We start from the raw sequence: 23,374 nt of genomic DNA, 5'->3' as shown, positions 1-23,374 counted from the left end.
TTAGCCAAAGAAAGAATCGTCATAAAGATGAAAAAGGCCTCACATCGGAGGCCTTTTTGACAGCAGTTATGTTCAAAGGAAGCTGTAGATGATCATCGCCATGACGCCGCCCGTGGTGCCAATGATGGTCTCCATCACAGTCCAGGTCTGCAGGGTCTGCTTCTCGGAGAGGCCGAGATAGCGGTTGGCCAGCCAGAAGCCGGAGTCGTTGACGTGGGAGAGGACGATGGCCCCGCCACCGATGGCGATGGTCACGGCGGCCAGCTGGGCACCGTTCAGCCCGAGCGGCTCCAGCATCGGCAGCACCAGGCCGCAGGCGGTCAGCATGGCGACGGTGGCAGAACCCTGAATGACTCGTACTGCAGCCGCCAGGATGAAGGCCAGCGCGACTATGGGCAGCCCGGAATCCGCCAGCATGTTGCCGAGGGCGGCACCCACCCCGGAATCCACCAGTACTTGCTTGAACACGCCACCGGCACCGGTCACCAGTATGATGACGCCGGCGGGCTGGATGGCGCTGTTGCAGACACTCATCACCTCGTCACGGGACATGCCGCGACGCACCCCCAGCAGGTAGAAGGCGGCCAGACAGGCGACCATGATGGCGGTGAAGGGGTGACCGATGAACTCCAGCCAGCCATGCAAGGTAGATCCCGCCTCGACGAAGCGGCCGACGATGGTCTTGAGCCCTATCATCAGCAGCGGCAGACCGATCAGGCCCATGGCCAACCCGAACGAGGGCAGGGTCTTGCAGTCGTCGTGGGCGCTGCTCTGGGCATCGGCAGGCAGCGGCACATCCACCACCTTGCTGATCAGCTCCCCAAACAGCGGGCCAGCCAGGATCAGGGCCGGCACGGCGGCGATCAGGCCGAACAGGATCATGTAGCCAAAATCGGCCCCCAGCTGGGATGCCACCAGAATCGGGCCCGGCGCCGGAATAAGGAACGCCTGGCAGGTGGCGATGCCCGCCAGCAGCGCTATGCCTATCTTCACCACGCTGCCGCCGCCGCGACGGACGATGGCAAAGGCCACCCCGATCAGCAGCACCACGGCCACGTCGAAGAAGAGCGGCAGAGCGCAGATGAAGCCGGTCAGTGACATGGCCCAGTTGGCGCGCTTGACGCCGAAGGTACCGAGCAGGGTATGAGCCACCCGGTCGAGGGCGCCGGTGACCTCCATCACCTTGCCGAACATGGCGCCCAGCGCCACCACCACGGCCACGAAGCCCAGGGTGCCGCCCATCCCTTTCTGGATGGTGGCGGCGATGTCGGCCGGGTTCATGCCGGCGGCGAGACCCGCCACCATGGAGACCAGGATGAGGGAGACGACCGCGTGCAGGCGGGCCTTCATCACCAGAAAGAGCAGCAGCACGATGGAGCCGGCGGCCGTCATGATCAGGGAGAGGTCAGACATTGTTGTGCGTTCCTTGTTCCAGATTCAGTATCGACACCCTGCCGATCCGTCGGCAGACCATATCTTTATGATTTATTTAGATTTATGGCCAGGGTTCAAACTCGATTGCCCAGGTGACTATGAGTGTGCTCAGTCTGTGGCAGACTTCACAATTCTTGTTGTTACCGGTAACATGTTACCGGTAACGTGCTAAGTTAGAACCCATCGGCAGCACGTTTTTTGAAAAATGAGATAGAGGTCAAACAATGGCGGGTAAGAGCATTATCGTGATGGGTGTATGTGGTAGCGGCAAGTCCAGCGTGGGCCTCAAAGTGGCCGACGTGCTGGGCGCCAAGTTCATCGACGGTGATGATCTGCACCCCAGGGCCAACATCCAGAAGATGGCCGGCGGCAACCCGCTCAACGACGAGGATCGCGCCCCCTGGCTGGAGCGGATCCGCGACGCGGCCTACAGCCTGGAACAGAAGAACGAGGTGGGCGTCATCGTCTGCTCGGCCCTCAAGAAGCAGTACCGCGACCAGATCCGCGAAGGCAACGAGTCGGTCAGCTTCCTCTTCCTCGACGGCAGCCAGTCGCTGATCCTCGAGCGGATGCGGGCCCGCAAGGGCCACTTCATGCGCGAAAGCATGGTACAAAGTCAATTCGATACCCTGGAGCGCCCGGACGGCGAAGCCGGTGTATTCCACATCGATATAGACGGCACCTTCGAACAGGTGGTTGATCGCGCCGTCACAGCATTGGAGCAAGCCCAATGATCCATCAGGTAATTTCCAGCGTCACTGCCCGCATTCGCGAGCGCAGTGCCGCCCGTCGCCAGGCCTTTCTGGCCCGCATCCAGCGTCAGGCCGATCAGGGCAAGACCCGCGCCGCGCTGGCCTGCGGCAACCTGGCCCATGCCGTGGCCGCCTCCAGCTGTGACGAGAAGGGGCGCATCCTCGACATGACCCGCGCCAACGTCGGCATCGTCACCGCCTACAACGACATGCTGAGCGCCCATCAGCCCTATCAGGGCTACCCGGACATCATCAAGGCCGCGCTGGCCGAGCTCGGCCACAGCGCCCAGGTGGCGGGCGGTGTACCGGCCATGTGCGACGGCGTGACTCAGGGTCAGCCTGGGATGGACATGTCCCTGTTCTCCCGCGACCTCATCGCCCAGGCGACCGCGCTGTCACTCTCCCACAACACCTTCGACGCCACCCTGCTGCTCGGCATCTGCGACAAGATAGCCCCGGGCCAGATCATGGGGGCACTCTCCCACGCGCACCTGCCCACCGCCTTCGTGCCGGCCGGCCCCATGGCCAGTGGCATCAGCAACGATGACAAGGTGAAGGTGCGCCAGCAGTACGCCGCCGGTGAACTGGGCCGCGATGCCCTGCTGGAGATGGAGTGCGGCGCCTATCATGCGCCGGGCACCTGCACCTTCTACGGCACAGCCAACACCAACCAGCTGGTGTTCGAGGTCATGGGCCTGATGCTGCCGGGTTCCGCCTTCGTACACCCGCACAGCGAGTTGCGCCACGCCCTCACCGAAGAGGCGGCCCGCCGCATCAGCGCCATGATCCCGGGCTCCCCGGCCTATCGCCCCTTGAGCGAGGTACTGGACGAGCGCGCCCTGGTCAACGGTCTGGTGGCCCTGCTTGCCTCCGGCGGCAGCACCAACCACAGCATCCACATGGTGGCGCTGGCCCGCGCCGCCGGCCTGCACCTGACCTGGGACGACATCAGCGATCTCTCGGACGTGGTGCCGCTCTTGGTGCGCATGTATCCGAACGGCCCGGCCGATGTGAACTCCTTCGAACAGGCGGGCGGGGTGCCCGGCCTGATGCGCCGTCTGGCGCAAGAGGGGCTGATCCACATGGATGCCACCCCGGTCTTTGGCGAGATGCAAGATTACCTCAGCCGCCCGGCGCTGGTGGATGGCCAGCTGGTATGGCAGCCGGTGGGTGAAAGTAGCGATGGGAGCGTGTTGTCGCCGACTGGTTCGGTGTTCCAGGCGACCGGCGGCACCAAGCTGCTGACAGGCAATCTGGGCCGCGCCGTGGTCAAGGTCTCCGCCGTGGCGCCCGAATATCGGGTGATTGAAGCCCCGGCCCGGGTCTTCTCCTCCCAGCATGCGGTGGAGGCGGCTTACAAGGCTGGCAGTCTCAATCAGGATGCCGTTATCGTGGTGCGCCACAATGGCCCGGCCGCCAACGGCATGCCGGAGTTGCACAAGCTGATGCCGGTGCTCGGCAACCTGCAAAAGGCGGGTCACAAGGTGGCGCTGGTCACCGATGGTCGTCTCTCCGGCGCCTCCGGCAAGATCCCGGCCGCCATCCACGTCACCCCGGAAGCGCTGCACGGCGGCGCCATCGGCCTGCTTGCCGATGGCGATCTGCTGCGGGTAGACGCGGTGAGTGGCCGTCTCGATTGCCTGACCGATTTGAGCGGCCGTACCCAGGCCGAGATCGACCTCACTCTGGAACAAGAGGGGTGGGGCCGTGAACTGTTCAGCGTGATGCGTCGCGCGGTATCGAGCGCCGAGTGCGGCGCCACCATCTTTGATTAAGGAAGCGTTATGCAAAACTGGAAAGTGACCCCTGCCGAGGTGTTCGCCGCCTCCCCGCTGGTACCCGTAATGGTCATCAACGACCTGGATCAGGCCCTGCCGATGGCCAAGGCGCTGCTGGACGGCGGCATCTCGGTGTTCGAGATCACCCTGCGCACCCCGGTGGCGCTGGACGCCATCGCCCTCATCGCCAAGGCGATGCCGGACGCCATGGTCGGCGCCGGTACAGTCCTCAACTGCGCGCAGTTTGATGCAGCCGTGGCCGCCGGTGCCCGCTTCGTCATCTCCCCGGGGATGACCCCGGCCCTGCTGGCCCACGCGGCCAACAGCACGGCGCCGCTGATACCGGGCGTTGCCACCGCTTCCGAGGTGATGCAGGCGCTGGAAGCGGGCTACGACCACCTGAAGTTCTTCCCGGCCGAAGCGAACGGCGGCACCAAGGCGCTGGCTGCCATCGCCGCGCCGCTTCCCCAGATCAAGTTTTGCCCCACCGGCGGTATCGGCCCGAAAAACGTGGCCGACTATCTGGCGCTGAAATGCGTCGCCACCGTCGGCGGTTCCTGGATGCTGCCGGCCGACGCGGTCAAGAGCGGCAACTGGGAAGAGGTGACCCGCCTCTCCTGCGAAGCGGTAGAGTTGGTGAAGCGCTAAGCTCGTATCGTAAAGAGAGTTGGGTTAATAGAAAAAAAAAGCAGGCCACCCCGGGGTGGCCTGCTTTTTTTTGCCTTTGAATAAGGGGGATAAATCGGCTAGCGTCTCGGATCAGACCGCTTCGTGGCCAATCCGGCCTGCGTGCCCTCAGGCTTTGACCCTCCCTTCGCGAAAGCGTCAGCCCAGGCTTTCCCCTTCATAGAGTGAGAATCCCATGTCCTTGCGGGTGTCGGGCACTGGCTGGCCGCTGAGTCGGGCCAGCAGCATGGTCGCCGCCTCATGGCCTATCTCCTTGCGCGGCGTGACGATACTGGCCAGCTTGGGGGTCATGGCATGGCCTATGTCGAGGGCGTTGCTGCCGGCGATGGCGATCTGCTGGGGCACCGGGATCCACTTGGCCTGACACTGCAGCAGGGCGCCCACCGCCAGATCATCGTTGGTGCAGAACAGGCCATCGAGGTCGGGGTAGCGCACCAGCGCCTGATCCAGCAGTTGACCACCCAGGGTGAAGCTGGAGGACTGCTCGGTCAGCAGGTGCTGGCCGCTCAGGCCGAAGTCGGCCATCGCCTGGTAGTAACCCTCCATCCGCAGCTGGGTGCGCACGTCGAGCCTCGCCCCCAGGTAGACCAGCTTGCGTCGGCCCCGGCGCAGCATCTCTGTTACCATGGCCCGGGCGGCGGCCCTGTGATCCATCCCCACCACCATGTCGATGGGGACTTGCGGCAGATCCATGGTTTCCACCACAGGAATGCCTGCGGTGGCGATCATCTTGCGGGTACGCTCCGTGTGCTGGCTGTCGGAGAGGATCAGACCGTCCACGTGATAGGAGAGCAGGGAGGCCACCTGTTCCTCTTCCCGCTCCGGGCTGTAGCCGTAGTGAGCGAGCAGAGTCTGGTAGCCGGCAGGCCGGGTCACCGACTCTATGCCGTGCACCACGGCGGAGAAGACCTGGTTGGAAAGAGAGGGGATCAGGATGCCGATCGCTTTGCTGGTGGCGTTGGAGAGAATGTCCGGTGCTCGGTTGGGGATGTAGCCCAGCGCCTCCACCGCGGCGGCAATCCGCTCACGCGTGCCCTCGGCCACGGCCTGCGGATCGCGCAGGTAGCGGCTGACGGTCATCTTGGTGACCCCGGTCAGGTCGGCTATGTCCTGCAGGGTGGGGCGGCGCTTTCGGGTGTCGTTCATCTCGGGATCCGGCAAAAATGTTACAGGTAACATTACCGTTTTTGTTTAACAAAGTCAGCATATGACGCCATTGGCAGAGGACTATTCGCATGATCAAGGGCAAGTGCTTCGAGGGGAAGCGTTTCGAACAGCAGGATGTGGCAGAGGAACAGTTTGATGGTTGCCGCTTTATCGACTGCAACTTCTCCTGGCTGGACTTGAGCGAGAGCCGCTTCGTCGACTGCACCTTCTATGAGCGGGAGCGCGAGCTGGGCTGCCAGCTACAGGGCTGCGATCTGCGGGAGGCCAGCTTTCTGCGCTGCGATCTGACCCTGGCGGATCTCAGCCGCAGCCAGTGCCTGGGGCTGGAGATGCGTGACTGTCAGGCCATGGGCATCAACTTCGCCCGCGCCAGCTTCGCCAACCAGATCACCGTCAAGAGCTACTTCTGCGAGGCCCATCTTACGGGCAACAACTTCAGCTACGCCAACTTCGACGGTTGTCTGCTGGAGCGCTGCGAGCTCAGCGGCAATCGCTGGCAGGGAGCCAGCCTGCTGGGGGCTTCACTGGCGGGTTCCGATCTGAGCGGCTCAGAGTTCGGCCAGATAGAGTGGACCAGCTTCAACCTGCAGGGCTGCGATCTGCGCCAGTGCGATCTGCCCGGGCTGGATCTGCGTCGGGTCAAGCTGGACGGGGTGCAGATCAATGAAGAGCAGCAGCAGGGGCTGCTCGAACAGCTCGGCCTCATCGTCTTCCCCTGATCTCTGCGGTCGAAAACGGGGTAAATTTTCGTCATTCGAAGCCACTGACAGGACCATCGGCGACGATCAAAAAAGCCTGCGTCATGCAGGCTTTTTGTCATTGAGTGTGCGGGATCTGCGTCTAACCAGCCGTAACTGACGGGGCGAGGTCATACCGCAGGATCAGCCCTTGGCCAGCCACTTGGTCGGGTTGATGGCTTCACCCTGATAGCGGATCTCGAAGTAGAGGCCGGGTCTGTCCTGGCCGCCACTGTCGCCGACCAGCGCCACGGGTTCACCCTGTTCCACGCTCTGACCTACCTGACGCAACAGCGACTGGTTGTGACCGTAGAGGCTCATGTAGCCACGGCCGTGGTCGATCACCAGCAGCATGCCGAAGCCATCCAGCCAGTCGGCGTACACCACCTGGCCCGGTGCGACCGCCTTGACCTGGGTGCCTTCGCTGGCACCTATCAGGGTGCCCTTCCACTTGAGCTCGGCGGTGCGGGGTGAGCCGTAGGATATGAGGATCGGACCCTGCACCGGCCAGCGCAGGCTGCCGTTGGTGCTGAGACCGCCGTAGCCGCCACTGCTTGGCTTGGTGCTGCGCGCGGCGGCTTGTTGCTCCGCCACCCGGTTCTGTTGCGCGGCGACTTTCTGCTGTTCGGCGGCGAGCCGTTGCTGCTCGCCGACCTTTTGCTGCTGCGCCGCGATCCGCTGCTGTTCTGCAATCCGCTTCTGCTCGGCGGCCAGGCGTTGGGCCTCCAGACGGCGCTGGCGCTCCTGCTCGGCTTTCAGTTTGGCCAGCCGCTCCCGCTCGGCCCGCTCACGGCGCTCCTGCTCTTCCCGCTGGCGACGCAATTCTTCCAGCCGGGCCTTCAGGGCTTTCTCCGCCTTGATCAGCTTGGTCAGCTTCTGTTCGTCATCTTCTACCGACTGTTGCAACTGGTTGCGCACCTTGGCGCGACTCTGCTGGCTGGCCAGCAGGGCCTGATGATGTTCCTGCTGCTCGCTTAGCAGGGCTTGCAGCTTGCTTTCGGTCTCTTTGGTGGCCTGCTGGTTTTTGGCCAGCTTGGTGCGGGTCGCGCGCAGTGCGTCGATGGCCTCGATACGGGCCTTGTTGAGGTAGTCGTAGTAATCGAGAGAGCGGCTCAGTTTGGCCGGATCCTGCTGATTGAGCAGCAGTTTGAGGTAATCGTGGTTGCCTGCCTGGAAGGCGCTTTCCGCCTGCTTGGCCAGCAACTGTTTCTGATGGCTGGCCTGTTGTTCCAGATCCAGCTTGTCCTGTTGCAGGCCCACCAGCTTTTGCTGATTCTGTTTCAGCTGTTGTTTGGTCTGCTCGAGCTTGGCCGCCGCGGCCGAGATGGCCTGCTCATCGGCCTTGAGCTGGGTGTTGAGTTTGGCCAGCTCCTGCTTGCTGAGCTTGATGGTCTTCTGTTGCTCTTTGATCTGGGACTGCATGGTGCCGAGCTGCTGATTGGCAGCCAGGGCCTTGCCCGCGATAAACGACAGGCAAAAAAACAGCGCGCCGGCCAACAGGCCGACGCGACTGGTTTTGTTTGAAATAACTTCGCATCCCCGCATGGGGAAGGATTATTTCAGAATCATCAGGGGCTTGCCAGTCATTTCCGGCGGGACCGGCAGGCCCATCAGGGTCAGCATGGTCGGCGCCAGATCGGACAGTTTGCCACCTTCAACCACCTCGGCCTTGCGACCGAAATAGATGAGGGGAACCGGCAGGTTGGTATGGGCTGTGTGGGCCTGACCCGTCTCTTCGTCCAGCATCTTCTCGGCGTTGCCGTGATCGGCGGTGATCAGGCATTCGCCACCCACTTCAGCCAGGGCCTCGGTGACGCGACCGATGCAGTGGTCAACCGCTTCACAGGCTTTGACGGCCGCATCGAATACACCAGTGTGGCCGACCATGTCGCCGTTCGGGTAGTTGCAGATGATGGTGTCGTACTTGCCGCTCTTGATGGCGGCAACCAGCTTGTCGGTCAGCTCTTCGGAGCTCATTTCCGGCTGCAGATCATAGGTGGCCACTTTCGGGCTGGCGACGATCTCGCGGTCTTCACCGGTGAAGCAGGACTCTTCGCCACCGTTGAAGAAGAAGGTGACGTGGGCGTACTTCTCGGTTTCAGAAATGCGCAGCTGGGTCTTGCCCTGCTTGGCCAGCCACTCACCCAGGGTGTTCATCAGAGCGGTCGGCGGATAGGCGCAGGCAGTTTTGATGTCGGCCGCGTATTCGGTCAGCATCACGAAGTTCAGCGCTGGGGTGGCGGCACGGGCAAAGCCGGTGAAGTCACTGTCGACGAAGGCGCGGGTGATTTCACGGGCGCGGTCAGCACGGAAGTTCATGAAGATCAGCGCATCGCCATCCTGCATGGGGGCAGCAGCACCGATGCGGGTGGCCTTGACGAACTCGTCGTTCTCGTCGCGGGCATAGGCAGCGGCCAGGGCTTCGCTGGCGCTGTCGGCGGTGAACTCGCCCTTGCCCTGAGTCATCAGGTCATAGGCTTGCTGCACGCGATCCCAGCGGTTGTCGCGGTCCATGGCGAAGTAGCGGCCGATCATGGAGGCGAAACGACCCTTGCCCAGACGGGCAAACAGGGCATCGAACTGTTCGATGGAAGACTGGGCGGAGCGCGGCGGTACGTCGCGGCCATCCAGGAAGGCGTGGAAATAGATCTGCTCGGCGCCACGCTTGGCGGCCATCTCGATCATGCCCATGATGTGCTCTTCGTGGCTGTGTACGCCACCCGGGGACATCAGACCCATGATGTGAACGGCTTTGCCCTTGGTCACGGCAGAATCGACAGCCTTGGCCAGTTCGACGTTCTGGAAGAAGTCGCCGTCCTTGATCTCTTTGGAGATGCGGGTCAGTTCCTGATAGACGATGCGACCGGCGCCAATGTTGACGTGACCCACTTCGGAGTTACCCATCTGACCATCCGGCAGACCCACGTCCAGGCCGGAGCCGGAGATAAGGGTGCTGGTGTAGTCACGGGCGAGACGGTCGAGGTTGGGCGTCTTGGCGGCAGCGACGGCGTTGTGCTCTTGCTTGGTGCTGTAGCCCCAACCGTCCATGATGACCAGAACCAAAGGTTTCTTAGCTGTTGACATAAGGCTATGTCCTCTCGGATAGGAATGAATTGCGGGAAGTGAAACTAGCGTAATATTACTACATCTGCCGAAATAGTCACCTGATAGCCAAGCCCCGTCCGGCGGGGGCCGCCTGCTGTTGCTGGCCTGTTTCCTCTTTGTCGCCGGCTTGTCTCCTGGCTCGACGAATTCTCGTCCCAAAGCGTCGGACGCCACTTTTTATTCCGATCCTTTATCGTGCCCCCGCCCGATGGGAGCTCGCTCCCGCTTTGCCGCCAAGATGGCTGATCTTGGTGGGGTCCCCATGTATACTCGGGCCCTTGTCTTGGTCCCTGGATAGTAGAAGATGCAAGAGTATTTGGATTTTGCGGCCCGTAACCCGCTGCTGACCGCAGCCTGGTTCGGCCTGGCAGGCACTCTGGTTTTCACCACGGTGCGTGCTCGTTTTTCTCCGGTTAAGACGGTGAACAACCACACGGCTACCCTGCTGATCAACCGTGAAAATGCCACAGTAGTGGACATTCGCAGTCAGGAAGAGTTTGCCAAGGGCCATCTGGCCGGTGCCCAGCACCTGCCGCTCAGCCAGATCCAGAGCAATAACCTGGGTCCGGTTGAAAAGCATAAAGATGCCCCCATCATAGTGGTGTGCGAGTCGGGGATGACCGCTGGTGGCGCGGGTCGCCAACTGAGCAAGGCCGGTTTCAAGCAGGTGTATGTGCTCAGCGGTGGCATGGCCCAGTGGCGTGCAGATAATCTGCCGGTGACCAAAAAACGCTGATTTAAGGGCCTGCGCCCACATATTTTCTTAAAAAGGAATCAAACGAAATGGCTGACGAAATCAACAACCAGGAAGTACAACCGGAATTCCACATCCAGCGTGTTTACACCAAGGATGTCTCTTTCGAAGCCCCGAATACCCCGCACATCTTCCAGAAAGAGTGGCAGCCGGACGTCAAGCTGGACATGGACACCAAGACCAACATCCTGGCTGACGGCGTGTACGAGGTTGTGCTGACCCTGACCGTGACCTGCAAGCTGGAAACCGAGACCGCCTTCCTGTGTGAAGTGCAGCAAGCCGGTATCTTCACCATCGGCAACCTGCCGGAGCCGCAACTGGCTCACTGCCTGGCTGCCTTCTGCCCGAACATCCTGTTCCCGTATGCCCGCGAAGCCGTGGCCAATATGGTGAGCAAGGGTTCCTTCCCGCAGCTGAACCTGGCACCGGTCAACTTCGATGCCCTGTTTGCCCAGCACATGGCGCAAGCACAGGCCCAGCAGGCGACTGCGGAAGCCTGATAATGGCTGACCAGATCGCTATCTCGGTCTTGGGGGCGGGGTCTTATGGCTCCGCCCTTGCCATTTCTTTGGCGCGCAACGGTCATCCGACCCTGCTGTGGGGTCACGACCCCGCCCATGTCGCCGAGCTGGAACAAGATCGCTGCAACAAGGCTTTTCTGCCCGATGTCCCTTTCCCTGCCGATCTGCAACTGACTGCCGATCTGCAGGCGGCGGTGCAAGCCGCGCCCGTACTGCTGCTGGTGGTGCCAAGCCATGTATTTGGTGATGTGCTAACCCGGATCAAGCCCTTCCTGCGTCCTGATACCCGTATCGCCTGGGCCACCAAGGGGCTGGAGCCGGACAGCGGTCGCTTGCTGCAAGATGTGGCCCGCGAAGTACTGGGTGACGAGATGCCGCTGGCAGTGATCTCCGGCCCCACCTTTGCCAAGGAGCTGGCGGCAGGCTTGCCGACCGCTATCTCGGTGGCTTCGACTCACGATGACTTCGCCGATGATCTCTCCCACCTGCTGCACTGCGGGCGCTCGTTTCGGGTCTATACCAATCCGGACTTCGTCGGCCTGCAGCTGGGCGGTGCGGTCAAGAACGTCATCGCCATCGGCGCCGGTCTCTCCGACGGACTGGGTTTTGGCGCCAATGCCAGAACCGCACTCATCACCCGGGGTCTGGTGGAGATGCAGCGTCTGGGAGCGGCCCTGGGTGCCGACGCCAAAACCTTCATGGGGATGGCGGGGCTCGGGGATCTGGTGCTGACCTGTACCGACAACCAGTCGCGCAACCGTCGCTTCGGTCTGGCCCTCGGGGCCGGCAAGAGCGTGGATACCGCCATGGCCGAGATAGGTCAGGTGGTGGAAGGCTATCGCAACACCAAGGAGGTGCATCTGCTGGCGGCCCGTTGTGGCGTCGAGATGCCCATCTGCGAGCAGATCTTCCAGGTGCTCTATCAGGGCAAGAACCCGAAAGAGGCCGCCATCGCCCTGCTCAGCCGGGACAAGCGCGACGAATAAGCCATCCGCCTATGCCGGATAGCAAAAGGCCCCGTCAGATTGGCGGGGCCTTTTTATGTGCAGCAAGGGGGATCAAACCTGGCGGGTGATCACCACTGGCACGGGATCAATAGTAGGAGTGATCGCCGCGCTGGTGCTCGGTGGCATCTTTGACGCCGTTGAGCTCGCCCGGGAATTTCTCCAGCAACTGCTTCTCGATCCCCTCTTTCAGGGTGTAGTCGACCATGGAGCAACCGTTGCAACCACCGCCAAACTGCAGGATGGCCAGCTTGTCTTCGGTCAGCTCGACCAGGGTGACTTTGCCGCCGTGACCGGCCAGCATGGGGTTCACCTCGGACATCAGCACATATTCGATGCGGTCGATCAGCGGTGCATCATCGGCCACCTTGCGCATCTTGGCGTTTGGCGCTTTGAGGGTGAGCTGGGAGCCCATCTGATCGGTGACGAAGTCGATGGTGGCATCGACCAGGAAGGGGGCGCTCAGAGGATCGACCAGGCAGTCGAAGCCGCTGAAGGGCAGGTGTTGATCTTCCGGATCGACCGCGTCGGGTGGGCAATATGATACGCCGCACTCGGCATTCTGGGTTCCCGGATTGACCACAAACACCCGGATATTGGTGCCATCAGGCTGTTTTTCCAGCAGTTTACGGAAATGGGCCTGGGCGGTGTCGGAAATGCTGATCATCACTATCCTCATAAACCTGAGTGTACGACTAGGGTATTCATGATAACTCGCTTGGCAGTGCTTGGGTAGCATGCAGATGGCGCCGAGCATATGTCAAATATACCTATGGCTGCCTGATGTGCCTGAGCTTGCGGTATCCATATAGAGTGTCATTTGAGGTGTTTTAGCGTACGGCAAATGGCCCACACCTCCACTTTTTCGATGCCACTCTCGTGGAGTAAGCGGGTGAGCCGACCCGCCGTCGCCCCCGTGGTCACTACATCGTCGAGCAGGGCCACATGCCGATAATGGTGGGGCTGGATCTGGAAGGCACCGCGCAGATTTCGTCGCCGTTGAGCGGCACTGAGCCGGGTCTGCTGCGGGGTGGCTCGGGTTCTGCGCAGCAGCCGGGTGTCGCAGGGGATGCCGATGATCTCGCCGAGGGTGATGGCTATCTCCTCTGCCTGATTGAAGCCGCGCCACCAGTGTCGCCACCAGTGCAGGGGTACCGGAATGATGGCCTCGGGGAGAACGTCTTTCTCCAGATGATCGGCCAGCAGACGGGCGAGCAGCGGCGCCAGCAGGATCTGGCCAGAATATTTCAACTGCGGAATAAGCATGGAGTAGGGGGCTTGGTAGTCGCCAATGACCTGCAGCCGCTGCCAGGGCGGTGGCCTGCGCTGACAGCGCCCGCAGACAGGTTTGGTTTCTCCGTCAGGTTCCGGCAAGGGCGCCGCACACAGGCTGCATTTGCGATAGGGCTGGTGGAGGGCCTGCTGGCACCAGCTGCAGAGCAGCGGCTGTGCATCGCAAGGCTGTTGGCAGAGCAGACAGTGGCCCTGCCAGTCGGCATGGTTGCCAAGGATCGGACTTGCTTTGGCGAGCAGCCGCTTTAACATGCTGACCCCAAGAGAATGAACAGGGATCTTGAGTCTAGATGAGCGTATCGGTAGAGCGATTTGGTCAGGGGCCCGATCTGGTGCTGTTGCACGGATGGGGCATGAATGGCGCAGTCTGGCATGGCATTGTCCAACCGTTGGCGGCCCACTATCGGCTGCATCTGGTGGACTTGCCCGGGTTTGGCAACAGCCCGCTGGCCGACGGGAGTGAGTACTCCTTGCCCTGGCTAGCGGAGCAGGTCGCAGCCGTCTTGCCGCAGAAGTGCCATCTGCTCGGCTGGTCCCTCGGTGGTCTGGTGGCGAGCCAGTTGGCGCTGACCCAACCTGAGCGCTGCCATTCGCTCATCACGGTAGCCAGCTCCCCCTGCTTCATGGCCCGTGACGACTGGCCGGGGATAGCTCCCAAAGTACTGACCGGCTTCAATCTGATGCTGGCGGGGGACTTCAAGCAGACCATAGAGCGTTTCCTCGCGATCCAGGCCATGGGCAGCGAACACGCCAGGGATGATATCCGCCAGCTGCGCCACTGGTTGGCAGAGCGTCCGGCTCCCCAACTTGCGGCGCTGGAGGCTGGACTCGGTCTGCTGGCTGACGTTGATCTGCGCGATGCGCTGACAACGCTGAGCCTGCCCTGGCTGCGGGTCTATGGCCGGCTGGATTCCCTGGTGCCCAAGGCGGCCATACCGCTGCTGGACGAACGCTACCCGGCCAGTCACAGCCTGGTGCTGGAAAAGGCCTCGCATGCGCCCTTTATTTCCCATCCACAGCAGTTCGTTGAAATCATTCGACATTTTGTTGGCTGAAAAATAACCTATTTGCTTCATTAATCCTCTGGCGTGACGGATAATTAATCCAGCGTCAGAGGAGTGTCATCATGCGTATAGATTCTGCATTGAACAGCGGAGTACAAGGGTTTCAGCGAGCGGAACAGATTGCCGACAAGGCATCCAGCCAGATCGCCCGGCTTAATACCCCGAGCGGTGATCAGGTGCAACTGCCCGATGAGCTGGTCAACCTCAAGGTGGCCGAAGTACAGGCCGGAGCATCTGCCAAGGTGATCCAGACCGCCAGTGATGTGATGGGTACCCTGATCGATATCCGGGTGTGACATGAACATCAATGTCAGTCTGCCGACCATTATTCCTAATCAGCTGCAACCGCAGACGGAATCGGCACGCACTGACAATCGCCGTGCAGCCCTTATTCCCCAGACCCGTCAGAGCGAGGCATTCAATGCCGAGCCTGAAGTCGGCTCACAGAAAGACAAGTCCAAGGCAAGCCAGGCCAATCCCAACCAGACCTCCCAGCAGACGCGGGAAGCTTCCCAGACCGGCAATCCGCAAACGCCGGTTGATCACCGCTTCGTTGAGGCCACGGCGGAAGACGGGCAGCGCAGCAAGCAACAGCAGGATCCCAGGCAGCAGGAGCAACAGCAGAAGCAGGAGTTGCAGGTCAAGGAGCTGGCCGACAGGGATCAGGAGGTACGTACTCACGAGCAGGCGCATCAGAGCACCGGTGGCCAGTATGCCGGCAGTCCTACCTATGAGTTTGCCATGGGGCCGGATGGCAAGCGTTACGCCACTGGTGGTGGCGTCTCCATCGACATCGGGACCATTCCCGGTGATCCCAGAGCGACCATCTCCAAGATGCAGCAGGTGCGCGCCGCCGCACTGGCGCCTGCCGAGCCCTCTTCTCAAGATCTGAGCGTAGCCAGAAGTGCCGCCGCCAAGGAGGCGCAGGCACGCAAGGCGCTGATCTCATCCGACCCTGATACCGCCCTGGCGGCTGATGGCAGTGCCAAGACGGGTGTGTTGAACGGCTATATGGAGCAGCGCAATCAGGTCATTGCCCAACGTTATCAACAGGCGGTCAGGCCCGCTGCGCAGCAGGGTTTCAGCCTGAACGTCTGAGCGCCGCGCCACTCTTCCTCCCCTGATTTTTCGATCACGCCCCGGGCATTTGCAACTAATCTGAGGGGTAGTCCCATTCATCATCACAGGAATCGCCATGCATTTTGATGAAGTCAAACCGGAAGACTTTGCCACCTTCTCCCGGATTCCCCCTCCTCACCTTCAGATGGAACAGTTTTTGATGCAGCTTGGCGGCGGCGGAACTGAAGGTACTCACTTCAAGAAGAAGATCATGCTGGCGGCCGGTTGGAGCCATACCGGCGTAGTCTCCTATGGCAAGTACCCGCAGGAGGCCTGCAAGGCATTCAATCGACTGCGGGAGGTGCTGGCCCGGCATCAGGATCCAGAAAGTATTTTGGCCACCCTCAGTCAATGAGCCTTGGCGTCTTGTAAAAAAGCCCCTTTCGGGGCTTTAACCTACCCTGTGAAGCCATCGGTCGCACAGGGTATCAATCACTTAGCAGCCATTATGGCCCGATAACATCGGGTAAAATGCCCCCTAATGTGGACACCGTGTGGTCATCCAATGCCAGTACCTCCCCGCAATGGATTGAAGGTGATGGCATCCTGCAAATAATCCGGCGCAAAGTGCGCATAGGACATTGTCTGCTGGATGTTCGCGTGGCCCAAAATCCGCTGTAGCGTGATGATGTTCCCGCCATTGGCCATAAAGTGTGTAGCGAAGGTGTGGCGCAACACATGGGATGCTTGCCCGTGTGGCAAGTCCGGTTTCACCTCTCGCAATACCTGCCGCACTGTCAGGTAATCCACATTCGGAAATAGCCGCCCTATTTTCCCATCAACCAGCTGTGCTGATATATCTGCCGAGATTGGCACCACGCGCGTTTTACCATTCTTGGTGGCCACGAACATGACCCGCTGATTGATGACATGTTCGGCTCTAAGTGCGGCCGCTTCTCCCCACCTTGCACCCGTGCTCAAACACAACATGGCCAGATTACGGTTGTCACCCTCTAATCGAGTCAGTAAGCCGGTAATCTCACCCTGAGATAAATAGCTCATGGCGGTGGGGGCCTCTTTGAGCTTCTTCATTTCCCTCAATGGATGAGGTGCGTGATACATCCCGGCGCCAATCAGGAAACTGAACATCCCCCCCAAGGTGATCAACCGCCGATTCACCGTTGAGGCTTTGATCCCCTGGCTGAGTAGGCGAGATCGAAATACGGCAATAGCACGATCATCAATCTGGAAAGCACAGGGATTACCCATTAACCGCTCAACCAGCCCCAGAGTTTGGCGTGCTGTGACACCCCATTTCATATTCTGCCCGTGGTAGAGCCACCAGAGCTGGATGAGCTCGGACAATGGCCGGGCATCCTTCGGTTTCTCTATCCACGCTTTGTCATGCTGGTTTGCCAGCACATACCGCTCAAAGGCGGTTGCTTCATGCTTCTTGGCAAACTTCCGCCGGATACGCTTTCCGTTGCGCCCCTGCGGTCTCATGTCCACTTCATAACGACCATCATCGAGCTTCTTAATCGACATAAGGAAGCCCTCCGATGTAACCCAAACCTGATGATTCTATGGCGTCGAGAAACGCCTCATGCAGGGTTAGCCAGTTTTCTTGCCTGAGGCTGAACAGTCTGTTTCGTCTTGCCCAGAGTGTGCGAGAACCGGTGCTATCTGCCCGGCTTCTGGAGCGACCTCATCGGTCATAAACCAGAGCGTGTATTTCGTGAATCTGGGATGGTTAAGTATTTTCATAACTACTTGAACATCCGGGGAATTTTTATCTGATTCGTAGTACACCAGAGAGGTGTATGGAATCCCTGTTATATCCGAAAGCTGCTTGCGATTAATCAGTTCAGACTCCCTCATGAGTCTGATTTTTTTTCCTACGTTGTTTGACATGGTGTCATTATCCCGTTAGCTTGTTATCGGGAAGCCGATAACTTGGTTCAAAGCTCCATTGTGGACCATTAAGGCCCATTAGGGCTAACAAGGGAGAATATCAGATGACAGCAGCAACCCATAACCAACCGCCGACCGAAGCCGACCCCCGTGTCGCACTGGTGCTCGAACCGATGATTAACGCCTCTGATGCGGTGCCCGTTGAGGTGTTCGCCAAGATGATTGGCAAAACCAAGGGCGCAGTGCGGGGGATGATTGAAAAGGGCAAGGTGCCGGTGGTGCCGATGCGCAACCCCCTCAACCCGACCGCCCCCGCCGAATACTGGATTTACCTCCCGGCATGGAACGAGGGCATGAAGCTGGCCTTTGAGAGCCGCCCCCGTGAAATTCGTGACGGCTGGTTGTCCTGGCTGGGGCTGGGGTGTCCGGTATGAGCCAGACAGGGGATGAACAACAGGCCATGAACATGGCGGGGGCGCAGTTGCTGCGCGAGACCGTCGAGCAGGTGAGGGAGCGCCAGCAGCGGGCCAGCCATGACAAGGGGGCTCGCTGCCTGTGCCACAAGCTGGCGGTGCTGCGGGACCTGAATGACGGGCAAAGAAAAACCCCGCTTAACGGTGTTGCAGCACCAAGCGGGGTTTCCAAATCAGCTTTAGAGGGCATGATTTGATGAGCATCTTATCTATCCCCTGCGCATTGCGCAACCTGCGGCTCCAACGCCGCAAGCTGGCGGGGACTGCCTGCCAGCGTTTCATTCACCTGCCGGACTACATCGCCGCCGTTGAGCAGCCCAATGCTATCGCGTGGGGCGCCCTCTGGCAGCGCTTACCCCATCCTATCAACCCACATTATCAGGGGGACATATGCGCGCTCAGCGAGTGATGTGTACCGAGTGCGGTGGGCAAGGACGCATCCAAAAAACCTATCGCATGAGCTGGGAGGTGGCGAACCTCTACTGCCAATGCATGGATCCGATTTGTGGGCATACGTGGGTGTCCACCCTGTCCTTTAGCCACACCTTAACCCCCTCTGCCAAGCAGTGCGGAGAAATGGCAGCGGCCTTGTCCCGTGGCCTCTCCCCGGATGAACACCGCAAGCTGCATGAGTCGGTGACCGAGCGCCAAAAAGTGCTCGATGCCGAAGCCGAAATCGCGCGGAACAAGCCCGTTGTGATACGAAGGAGCGCACTATGACTACCCCGGTTAAAACAGGCTGGGTCTGTATCGCCTCGGCGGGGCCGACCGTGGACGACCAGCACATCGCCCCCGAGTGGCTGCACCAGATGGCGGAGAGTTACGACCCCGATTTCTATACCGCCTGCCTGTGGCCCGAGCATGGGCGTAGTCGCCCGGTCGGGCATGTGGAAGCGCTCAAGGCGGACACCGTGCAAGGCGTACTCAAGCTGTTTGCCGTGCTCTGCCCCACGCTGGAGCTGATGGACCTTAACGCCCTTGGCCACCTGCAATTTTGCTCTATCGAGCCCAAGCCCAATTTTGCTGGCACGGGCAAGTGGTATCTGGGGGCGCTGGGCGTCACGGACGAACCCGCCAGCACCGGCTTGACCCGTCTCAAGTTCAGTCAGGCCCGCCCGCTGATTGGCCAATCCCACCGCTGGACAGCGGCCAATACCCAGCAGTTCAGCACCCTGCACGACAGGGCCAAGGCACTGAGTCAGGACCTTGACCGGATGCAACAGACCCTCGACCGCCTCACCTCGCGCAATGAAACGCCCCCGCTTCGTGCTTATTAGGAGTTTGCCCCATGACGTTATCTGACCTGTTGCGCGACATGCGCATGAGCTTTGTCCCCATTACCCAAGCCAGCTTTGGCACCCTGAATCCCACCGTCAGCAGCGCCTTGAGTGCTGCCATTGTGCAAGCATCCCCGTTTTTGAACCTGTTGACCCACTTGAGCGTGGATGACCAAAGCGCCCCACTGTATGACCCCATCAAAGAGACGCTGCGCTCCGGGCGCAAAGCGCAGGCGCGGTTCCTTGTCCCGGCAGACCCCACCAAGCAGAGCCACGTCTATCAGCCGATGGACAGCAGCGTTATCTGGACATGGCAACAGCTGGGGCAAATGTTGGGCGGCATGAACCAGCAGCAGGCCAACAAGGCGCTCGAAGCGCTGGCGCTGGCCGCCTTTGGCGATGACATTTTGCGGGTCGGGTTCTGGGGCCAGTCGGCTGCCATCAACACTGACCCCGAGGCCAACCAGAACGGGGAAGATGTGATGAAGGGCTGGCCTACGCTGGCCAAAGAGGCTGACCCGGACGGGGCGCGGGTGCTGCGCGATGCGGTGGTGTTTGATACCAGCGGCGCGGGGGACTATGCCGACCTCGACAGCATGGTGTATGCCCTGATTGAAAAGATGCCCGAGGCGTACCGCAACGACCCGCGCTTGCGGGTGCTGGTCGGTCATGACCTGCTGCGCGCCCACAAGAAAGCCTATCTCAAGCCCGGCATTGTGCGGGACAAGCAGCAGCGGATGAAGATTGCCGACATGCCCACGCTGTCCAGCCAGCGCATGCCCGGCACCTTTCTGGCGCTGACCTTCACTGAAAACTTGCAGGTGCTGACCGTCAACCATTCCCACCGCCTGAGCGCCGATAGCATAGACGACCTCGCCTCCTGGGGGATCCGCTATATCCGGGGCCAAGCCTACGGGCTGGGCGAGCCGACCGCCTATACCGCCTTTGATGCCATCACCCTTGCCACTGAGGAGTAACCCAGATGCCGCAACCGACTTTGCACACCCTGCCGACCCCGTCCGCCGCCGTGCCACTGCCCGCCAGCCGACTGGATGACCACATCGCCCGGTTTGAGGAGGAGCGCGCCAAGCTGATGGCGCTGGATGACGAGGTGATGACCTTGCGCCAGCAGCGCAAGCAGTTGCAAGAGCGCGTCCCGGCGGCCAAGGCCCGCCTCGAAGAGCTACGCCAAGGGCGGATTAACCAGCTGCTAGGCGGCGCGACCTCGCTCGACTCGGCGCGGGAATACCGCGAACTGGGCGAGCTGGTCGAAGATGCCAAAGAAGCGCTCACCCTGTCCCAGCGTCAAGAGAGACGGCTGGCGCTGCCGCTCTATCAGTCCCTGCTGGCCGTAAATAACGCCCAGAGCATCGTGGCCGGGTGCTACGAAAGCTACCTTGACCACAAGGTGGTGCCCGTCACCCTCAAGCCCCTCAAGCAACATCTGACCGAGCTGGCCGCCCTGACGCATGCCAAGGCCGCCATCATGGGGCCGGAGGGGGCGCAAAAGTGGGCTGTGAACGAACTGGCCCACGCCCTCAAGCAGGCCATGAGTTACACCGCCGCCCCGCTGGAAGGGGACAACCCCACCGCCCGCGCCGCACTGGGCATCCTCACCCGGCCACGGGCAAATGACTTGCTGGCGCTGTGTGACAGTCAGGGCAAGCGGCAGGCACTGCGCCATGAGCTGAAAGAGTAACGGCGACACGAAAAAGGGGCGCCGATAACGGCTCCCCCAGTGCTCACACGCTTATCACAACAGCGCGAGCGGGCGCAGATTAGCAAAGCCAACCACGCCACGCCGGACAAATGGCCGGATGGGAAAGGTAAACAAGGAAGAGGAGAGCAAGAGAGGCAGAACGCCAGAAAAGACAAAGGGAGCCATTGCAGGGCTCCCCTTAGCTAACCCATATCAAGCACGACAAGAGATAGCCAATGAACAGTATCAAATTCAATGCCGCCCAGCAAGCGGAGGGGCTCGCTTTGTCCGCATTCTGGAGCGAGTCTCTGCGCCAAGACCATCGCCGCCTCTATATCCTGCAATCGCGTCTCGCCGTGTTACGCATTCGGCGACGGGTCAGGGGCCTACGTGACAGGGCCCAAACGCGGGTGCTGCTACATATGTGCAGGCTGACCCGCGCCACCTTGCGCCAAGCCCACGCTAAGGCCGCCGCCCACGCCAGGGCGCTGCGGGACTGTGTAGGGGGCCGCGCATGAATAACCCCCTCAGCACCCTCAGCGACAAAGGCCACCCCCGCCGCAACCAGTCCGCCGCCATCCTACGAGCACGGGTCAAGAAGATGACCCACATTTTACAGTTGCAACTGCGGCCACTTTACCCGCTTGACGAAGCCCGCAAACCCGCCCGTCAGCGCAACCGCCACGCTCCCGCCTCAGAGGACACTATCCGCTCCTATTTCAAGGACTGGCTGGGGGTCTATGACCTTGATTGGGCGCTCGACCTGCTGATGTTCTCGGTCAAACGGGGACAGGGCGGGTCGGTGCAACTGGCCGATGAACTGGTCGGCGAGCTGTTCGTTGGCTACTGCGTGCGGCGGGTGCCGGCCATCCTCAAGGGCATCAGCTGCAAGGAGGCCAACCTCTGGCTATGCGACCGGGTAAAGGTGCTGCGGCAAGTACAAGCCGACCTGCCCGAACCACTGGAACAATTGCAGCACAAAGACCGCCGCGACAAGCTGGCGGTGGATTATGCCGAGCGGGTTTGGCGCCTGCTGGATGCAAGCACCAATGGCCAGACCGGCACCATGCCCGCCACCTACCTCTGGCGGGTCTGTGGCCAGCCCCTCAAACCTTGGGGCTTCCTGCCCACTCTGCCACGCTTCAAGAGCACCGAGGCCCGCGATACCTTCATTGCGGCCCAGCTTATCCGCTGGCTTGACCCGCAATGGTGGGCCCGCAAACTGCGTAAGCTTTGGGAGCAATATCGGGAACACTGCGCCATCTTGCTTGGCAAGGTGCGGCGGGGTGTATCGCCTTATGTGTCGAGCTACGCCCTGCGGGCCTTCAATGAGCGCCAGCTGGCCGCCGAGCAGTGGCTCAAGAGCATGGAGGCGCACAACGAAGCGCACGACATTACCATTTCCCTGGCCGATGCCGTGGCCAGCTCAATGGCCAACCCGTCAAACCGCCGTGATGAACTGGTGGTCAGGGCGCGGGGCTTCTCCGATGCAGCGGACGAAATGGGCTATGTGGGCCTGTTCTTCACCTGGACAGCCCCGAGCCAATATCACCCATGGAAGACCACCCCCCAAGGACATGGCCAACCGGCCCGCACCACGGAAAACCCCAAGTATCAGGGCCACACGCCCCGCGACACCAACACCTATCTCGGCACCCTCTGGAAGCGCTGCCGCGCGGCACTCGCCCGCCGTGGTATCGAGTATTTCGGCTTTCGGGTGGTTGAACCCCATCACGACGGCACCCCTCATTGGCATCTGCTGTTGTTCGTGACCCCTGCCCAGCAGCATGAGCTGATAAGCACCATGCAGCGCTACGCCCTGAGCCATGACCAGAGCGACCTTGAGCGCAAACGCCATCCCGTGAGCAAGCGGCCCTATAGCGACATCACCCCGCGCTTTGACTGGAAGGCCATGGATCCAGCCAAAGGCGGGGCCGTGGGCTACATCGTCAAATACATCGCCAAAAATATAGATGGCCACCAGATAGGGGACGAAGGCGACCTTGAGGCCCAAACCGCCGCCAGTGAGGGGGCTAGACGGGTCAGGGCGTGGGCGTCCCTGTGGGGCCTGCGCCAGTTTCAGCAACTGGGCGGGCCGTCTGTGAGCGTGTGGCGAGAGCTGCGGCGATTACCTGGGCGAGTGCAAGAGAAGGAAGGCCGGACGGTGGCCCCGCTGGCGAGTGAGATCATGGAAGAGTGCCGCCGCTATGCGGACACGGCGAACTGGAAGGAGTTTACCTATTCCATGGGCGGCCCTGTATGCCCACGGGATGCCCGGCCGGTGCGGCTGCATCACCTGATAGACCCTGCCAAGAACAAGTACGGGGAAGATGTGATCCGGCTTGTGGGTGTAGCCGCTGGCAACGCCGTTAAGCGAACCCGCCTTGATGGCTGGGTGCTACGCCGCAAGGCGACCGACAAGCCCGCAGAGAGCGCCGAGGAGGTGTTGAGCGAGCAAAGCGAAGCAGGGTTTGACGAGCGTAGCGAGGAGCCCTTAAGCGGCGTCAGCTGCGCTCCTTGGAGCTCTGGCAATAACTGTACGCTATCGAAAATTGAACCAGTAAGTAAACTCAATGAAAAGATTCAATCCACTCTTAGTCAGTGGAATTAAATAGATCTTCATCACATTAATAAATATATTTATCTTTAACTATGTACG

Annotated in this window: 28 protein-coding genes; 20 read left to right on the top strand and 8 right to left on the bottom strand. The window is 60.9% G+C overall.

Features of this window, described 5'->3' with window-relative positions; genetic code table 11:
• Positions 1-72: 72 nt before the first annotated feature.
• Positions 73-1,413, bottom strand: a complete 1,341-nt coding sequence (gntU, locus tag ACW5XD_RS14980; protein WP_456495528.1) for a gluconate transporter — start codon at positions 1,411-1,413, stop codon at positions 73-75.
• Positions 1,414-1,658: 245 nt separating this feature from the next.
• Between gntU and ACW5XD_RS14975 the strand changes: the two genes are divergently transcribed.
• The 3 genes from ACW5XD_RS14975 to ACW5XD_RS14965 are packed head-to-tail and all read left to right on the top strand — an operon-like array spanning position 1,659 to position 4,612.
• Entirely contained in the window at positions 1,659-2,168 is a 510-nt protein-coding gene (locus ACW5XD_RS14975) for a gluconokinase (protein WP_456495527.1), read from the top strand.
• On the top strand, positions 2,165-3,961 hold the full coding sequence (gene edd, locus ACW5XD_RS14970) for a phosphogluconate dehydratase (protein WP_456495526.1): 1,797 nt from the start codon (positions 2,165-2,167) through the stop codon (positions 3,959-3,961). The genes ACW5XD_RS14975 and edd overlap by 4 nt, the downstream gene beginning before the upstream one ends.
• 9 nt (positions 3,962-3,970) lie before the next feature.
• Positions 3,971-4,612: a bifunctional 4-hydroxy-2-oxoglutarate aldolase/2-dehydro-3-deoxy-phosphogluconate aldolase gene (locus ACW5XD_RS14965; RefSeq protein ID WP_456495525.1), complete on the top strand. Its 642-nt coding sequence runs from the start codon at positions 3,971-3,973 to the stop codon at positions 4,610-4,612.
• Between the two features lie 177 nt (positions 4,613-4,789).
• Here ACW5XD_RS14965 and ACW5XD_RS14960 read toward each other — a convergent pair whose 3' ends face one another.
• Entirely contained in the window at positions 4,790-5,797 is a 1,008-nt protein-coding gene (locus ACW5XD_RS14960) for a substrate-binding domain-containing protein (RefSeq protein WP_456495524.1), read from the bottom strand.
• A gap of 89 nt (positions 5,798-5,886) precedes the next feature.
• Here ACW5XD_RS14960 and ACW5XD_RS14955 point away from each other — a divergent pair, with 89 nt between their 5' ends.
• A complete protein-coding gene (locus ACW5XD_RS14955) occupies positions 5,887-6,537 on the top strand; it encodes a Qnr family pentapeptide repeat protein (protein ID WP_456495523.1) in 651 nt (216 codons plus the stop codon).
• Positions 6,538-6,699: 162 nt separating this feature from the next.
• Here the strand turns inward: ACW5XD_RS14955 and ACW5XD_RS14950 are convergent, their stop codons facing one another.
• Entirely contained in the window at positions 6,700-8,100 is a 1,401-nt protein-coding gene (locus tag ACW5XD_RS14950; protein WP_456495522.1) for a peptidoglycan DD-metalloendopeptidase family protein, read from the bottom strand.
• A 9-nt stretch (positions 8,101-8,109) separates the two neighbouring features.
• Positions 8,110-9,639: a 2,3-bisphosphoglycerate-independent phosphoglycerate mutase gene (gene gpmM / locus ACW5XD_RS14945; protein ID WP_456495521.1), complete on the bottom strand. Its 1,530-nt coding sequence runs from the start codon at positions 9,637-9,639 to the stop codon at positions 8,110-8,112.
• Between the two features lie 325 nt (positions 9,640-9,964).
• On the opposite strand from gpmM, the gene ACW5XD_RS14940 reads away from it, so the two are divergent.
• The 3 genes from ACW5XD_RS14940 to gpsA are packed head-to-tail and all read left to right on the top strand — an operon-like array spanning position 9,965 to position 11,921.
• Positions 9,965-10,396, top strand: a complete 432-nt coding sequence (locus ACW5XD_RS14940) for a rhodanese-like domain-containing protein (protein WP_456495520.1) — start codon at positions 9,965-9,967, stop codon at positions 10,394-10,396.
• A gap of 47 nt (positions 10,397-10,443) precedes the next feature.
• Complete coding sequence (secB, locus tag ACW5XD_RS14935) at positions 10,444-10,914, top strand: protein-export chaperone SecB (protein ID WP_005319808.1); 471 nt, start codon at positions 10,444-10,446, stop codon at positions 10,912-10,914.
• Between the two features lie 2 nt (positions 10,915-10,916).
• A complete protein-coding gene (gene gpsA / locus ACW5XD_RS14930; RefSeq protein ID WP_456495519.1) occupies positions 10,917-11,921 on the top strand; it encodes an NAD(P)H-dependent glycerol-3-phosphate dehydrogenase in 1,005 nt (334 codons plus the stop codon).
• A 106-nt stretch (positions 11,922-12,027) separates the two neighbouring features.
• Here gpsA and nfuA read toward each other — a convergent pair whose 3' ends face one another.
• Entirely contained in the window at positions 12,028-12,606 is a 579-nt protein-coding gene (gene nfuA, locus ACW5XD_RS14925) for a Fe-S biogenesis protein NfuA (RefSeq protein WP_011704302.1), read from the bottom strand.
• A gap of 149 nt (positions 12,607-12,755) precedes the next feature.
• Positions 12,756-13,484 carry a ComF family protein gene (locus ACW5XD_RS14920; RefSeq protein ID WP_456495518.1) on the bottom strand — a complete coding sequence of 243 codons (729 nt, stop codon included), beginning with the start codon at positions 13,482-13,484 and terminating at the stop codon, positions 12,756-12,758.
• A gap of 38 nt (positions 13,485-13,522) precedes the next feature.
• On the opposite strand from ACW5XD_RS14920, the gene bioH reads away from it, so the two are divergent.
• The 4 genes from bioH (at position 13,523) to ACW5XD_RS14900 (ending at position 15,770) form a co-directional block, all read left to right on the top strand.
• Positions 13,523-14,287 carry a pimeloyl-ACP methyl ester esterase BioH gene (gene bioH, locus ACW5XD_RS14915; protein WP_456495517.1) on the top strand — a complete coding sequence of 255 codons (765 nt, stop codon included), beginning with the start codon at positions 13,523-13,525 and terminating at the stop codon, positions 14,285-14,287.
• 71 nt (positions 14,288-14,358) lie between these two features.
• Positions 14,359-14,592, top strand: coding sequence for a hypothetical protein (locus ACW5XD_RS14910; RefSeq protein ID WP_042866965.1), 234 nt, complete (start codon positions 14,359-14,361; stop codon positions 14,590-14,592).
• Position 14,593: 1 nt separating this feature from the next.
• Positions 14,594-15,394 carry a putative metalloprotease CJM1_0395 family protein gene (locus tag ACW5XD_RS14905; RefSeq protein ID WP_456495516.1) on the top strand — a complete coding sequence of 267 codons (801 nt, stop codon included), beginning with the start codon at positions 14,594-14,596 and terminating at the stop codon, positions 15,392-15,394.
• Positions 15,395-15,491: 97 nt separating this feature from the next.
• On the top strand, positions 15,492-15,770 hold the full coding sequence (locus ACW5XD_RS14900; RefSeq protein WP_456495515.1) for a hypothetical protein: 279 nt from the start codon (positions 15,492-15,494) through the stop codon (positions 15,768-15,770).
• A 143-nt stretch (positions 15,771-15,913) separates the two neighbouring features.
• Here the strand turns inward: ACW5XD_RS14900 and ACW5XD_RS14895 are convergent, their stop codons facing one another.
• Positions 15,914-16,900, bottom strand: a complete 987-nt coding sequence (locus tag ACW5XD_RS14895) for a phage integrase (protein ID WP_456495514.1) — start codon at positions 16,898-16,900, stop codon at positions 15,914-15,916.
• Between the two features lie 66 nt (positions 16,901-16,966).
• Positions 16,967-17,266 carry a helix-turn-helix domain-containing protein gene (locus ACW5XD_RS14890; protein ID WP_456495513.1) on the bottom strand — a complete coding sequence of 100 codons (300 nt, stop codon included), beginning with the start codon at positions 17,264-17,266 and terminating at the stop codon, positions 16,967-16,969.
• Between the two features lie 104 nt (positions 17,267-17,370).
• Here ACW5XD_RS14890 and ACW5XD_RS14885 point away from each other — a divergent pair, with 104 nt between their 5' ends.
• The 9 genes from ACW5XD_RS14885 (at position 17,371) to ACW5XD_RS14845 (ending at position 23,326) form a co-directional block, all read left to right on the top strand.
• Complete coding sequence (locus tag ACW5XD_RS14885; protein WP_456493934.1) at positions 17,371-17,700, top strand: Cox family DNA-binding protein; 330 nt, start codon at positions 17,371-17,373, stop codon at positions 17,698-17,700.
• Positions 17,697-17,936: a hypothetical protein gene (locus ACW5XD_RS14880; protein WP_456495512.1), complete on the top strand. Its 240-nt coding sequence runs from the start codon at positions 17,697-17,699 to the stop codon at positions 17,934-17,936. The genes ACW5XD_RS14885 and ACW5XD_RS14880 overlap by 4 nt, the downstream gene beginning before the upstream one ends.
• Positions 17,936-18,148, top strand: a complete 213-nt coding sequence (locus ACW5XD_RS14875; RefSeq protein WP_456495511.1) for a hypothetical protein — start codon at positions 17,936-17,938, stop codon at positions 18,146-18,148. The genes ACW5XD_RS14880 and ACW5XD_RS14875 overlap by 1 nt, the downstream gene beginning before the upstream one ends.
• Positions 18,130-18,459, top strand: a complete 330-nt coding sequence (locus tag ACW5XD_RS14870; protein ID WP_456495510.1) for an ogr/Delta-like zinc finger family protein — start codon at positions 18,130-18,132, stop codon at positions 18,457-18,459. Before ACW5XD_RS14875 ends, ACW5XD_RS14870 begins: the two co-directional genes overlap by 19 nt.
• Positions 18,456-19,016 (top strand): GPO family capsid scaffolding protein, encoded by a 561-nt coding sequence (locus ACW5XD_RS14865; RefSeq protein ID WP_456495509.1) that lies wholly within the window; start codon positions 18,456-18,458, stop codon positions 19,014-19,016. The genes ACW5XD_RS14870 and ACW5XD_RS14865 overlap by 4 nt, the downstream gene beginning before the upstream one ends.
• 11 nt (positions 19,017-19,027) lie before the next feature.
• Positions 19,028-19,993 (top strand): P2 family phage major capsid protein, encoded by a 966-nt coding sequence (locus ACW5XD_RS14860; RefSeq protein ID WP_456495508.1) that lies wholly within the window; start codon positions 19,028-19,030, stop codon positions 19,991-19,993.
• A 5-nt stretch (positions 19,994-19,998) separates the two neighbouring features.
• On the top strand, positions 19,999-20,715 hold the full coding sequence (locus tag ACW5XD_RS14855; protein ID WP_456495507.1) for a hypothetical protein: 717 nt from the start codon (positions 19,999-20,001) through the stop codon (positions 20,713-20,715).
• A gap of 236 nt (positions 20,716-20,951) precedes the next feature.
• On the top strand, positions 20,952-21,233 hold the full coding sequence (locus tag ACW5XD_RS14850; RefSeq protein WP_456495506.1) for a hypothetical protein: 282 nt from the start codon (positions 20,952-20,954) through the stop codon (positions 21,231-21,233).
• The gene (locus ACW5XD_RS14845) at positions 21,230-23,326 is read left to right on the top strand and encodes a replication endonuclease (RefSeq protein ID WP_456495505.1); all 2,097 of its coding nucleotides are present in this window, start codon (positions 21,230-21,232) and stop codon (positions 23,324-23,326) included. Before ACW5XD_RS14850 ends, ACW5XD_RS14845 begins: the two co-directional genes overlap by 4 nt.
• Positions 23,327-23,374: the final 48 nt, after the last annotated feature.

It is taken from the genome of Aeromonas enterica (assembly GCF_054052465.1).
The sequence above is the reverse complement of the archived record's forward strand: the minus strand, read 5'-3'. Positions and strand labels throughout refer to the sequence as shown.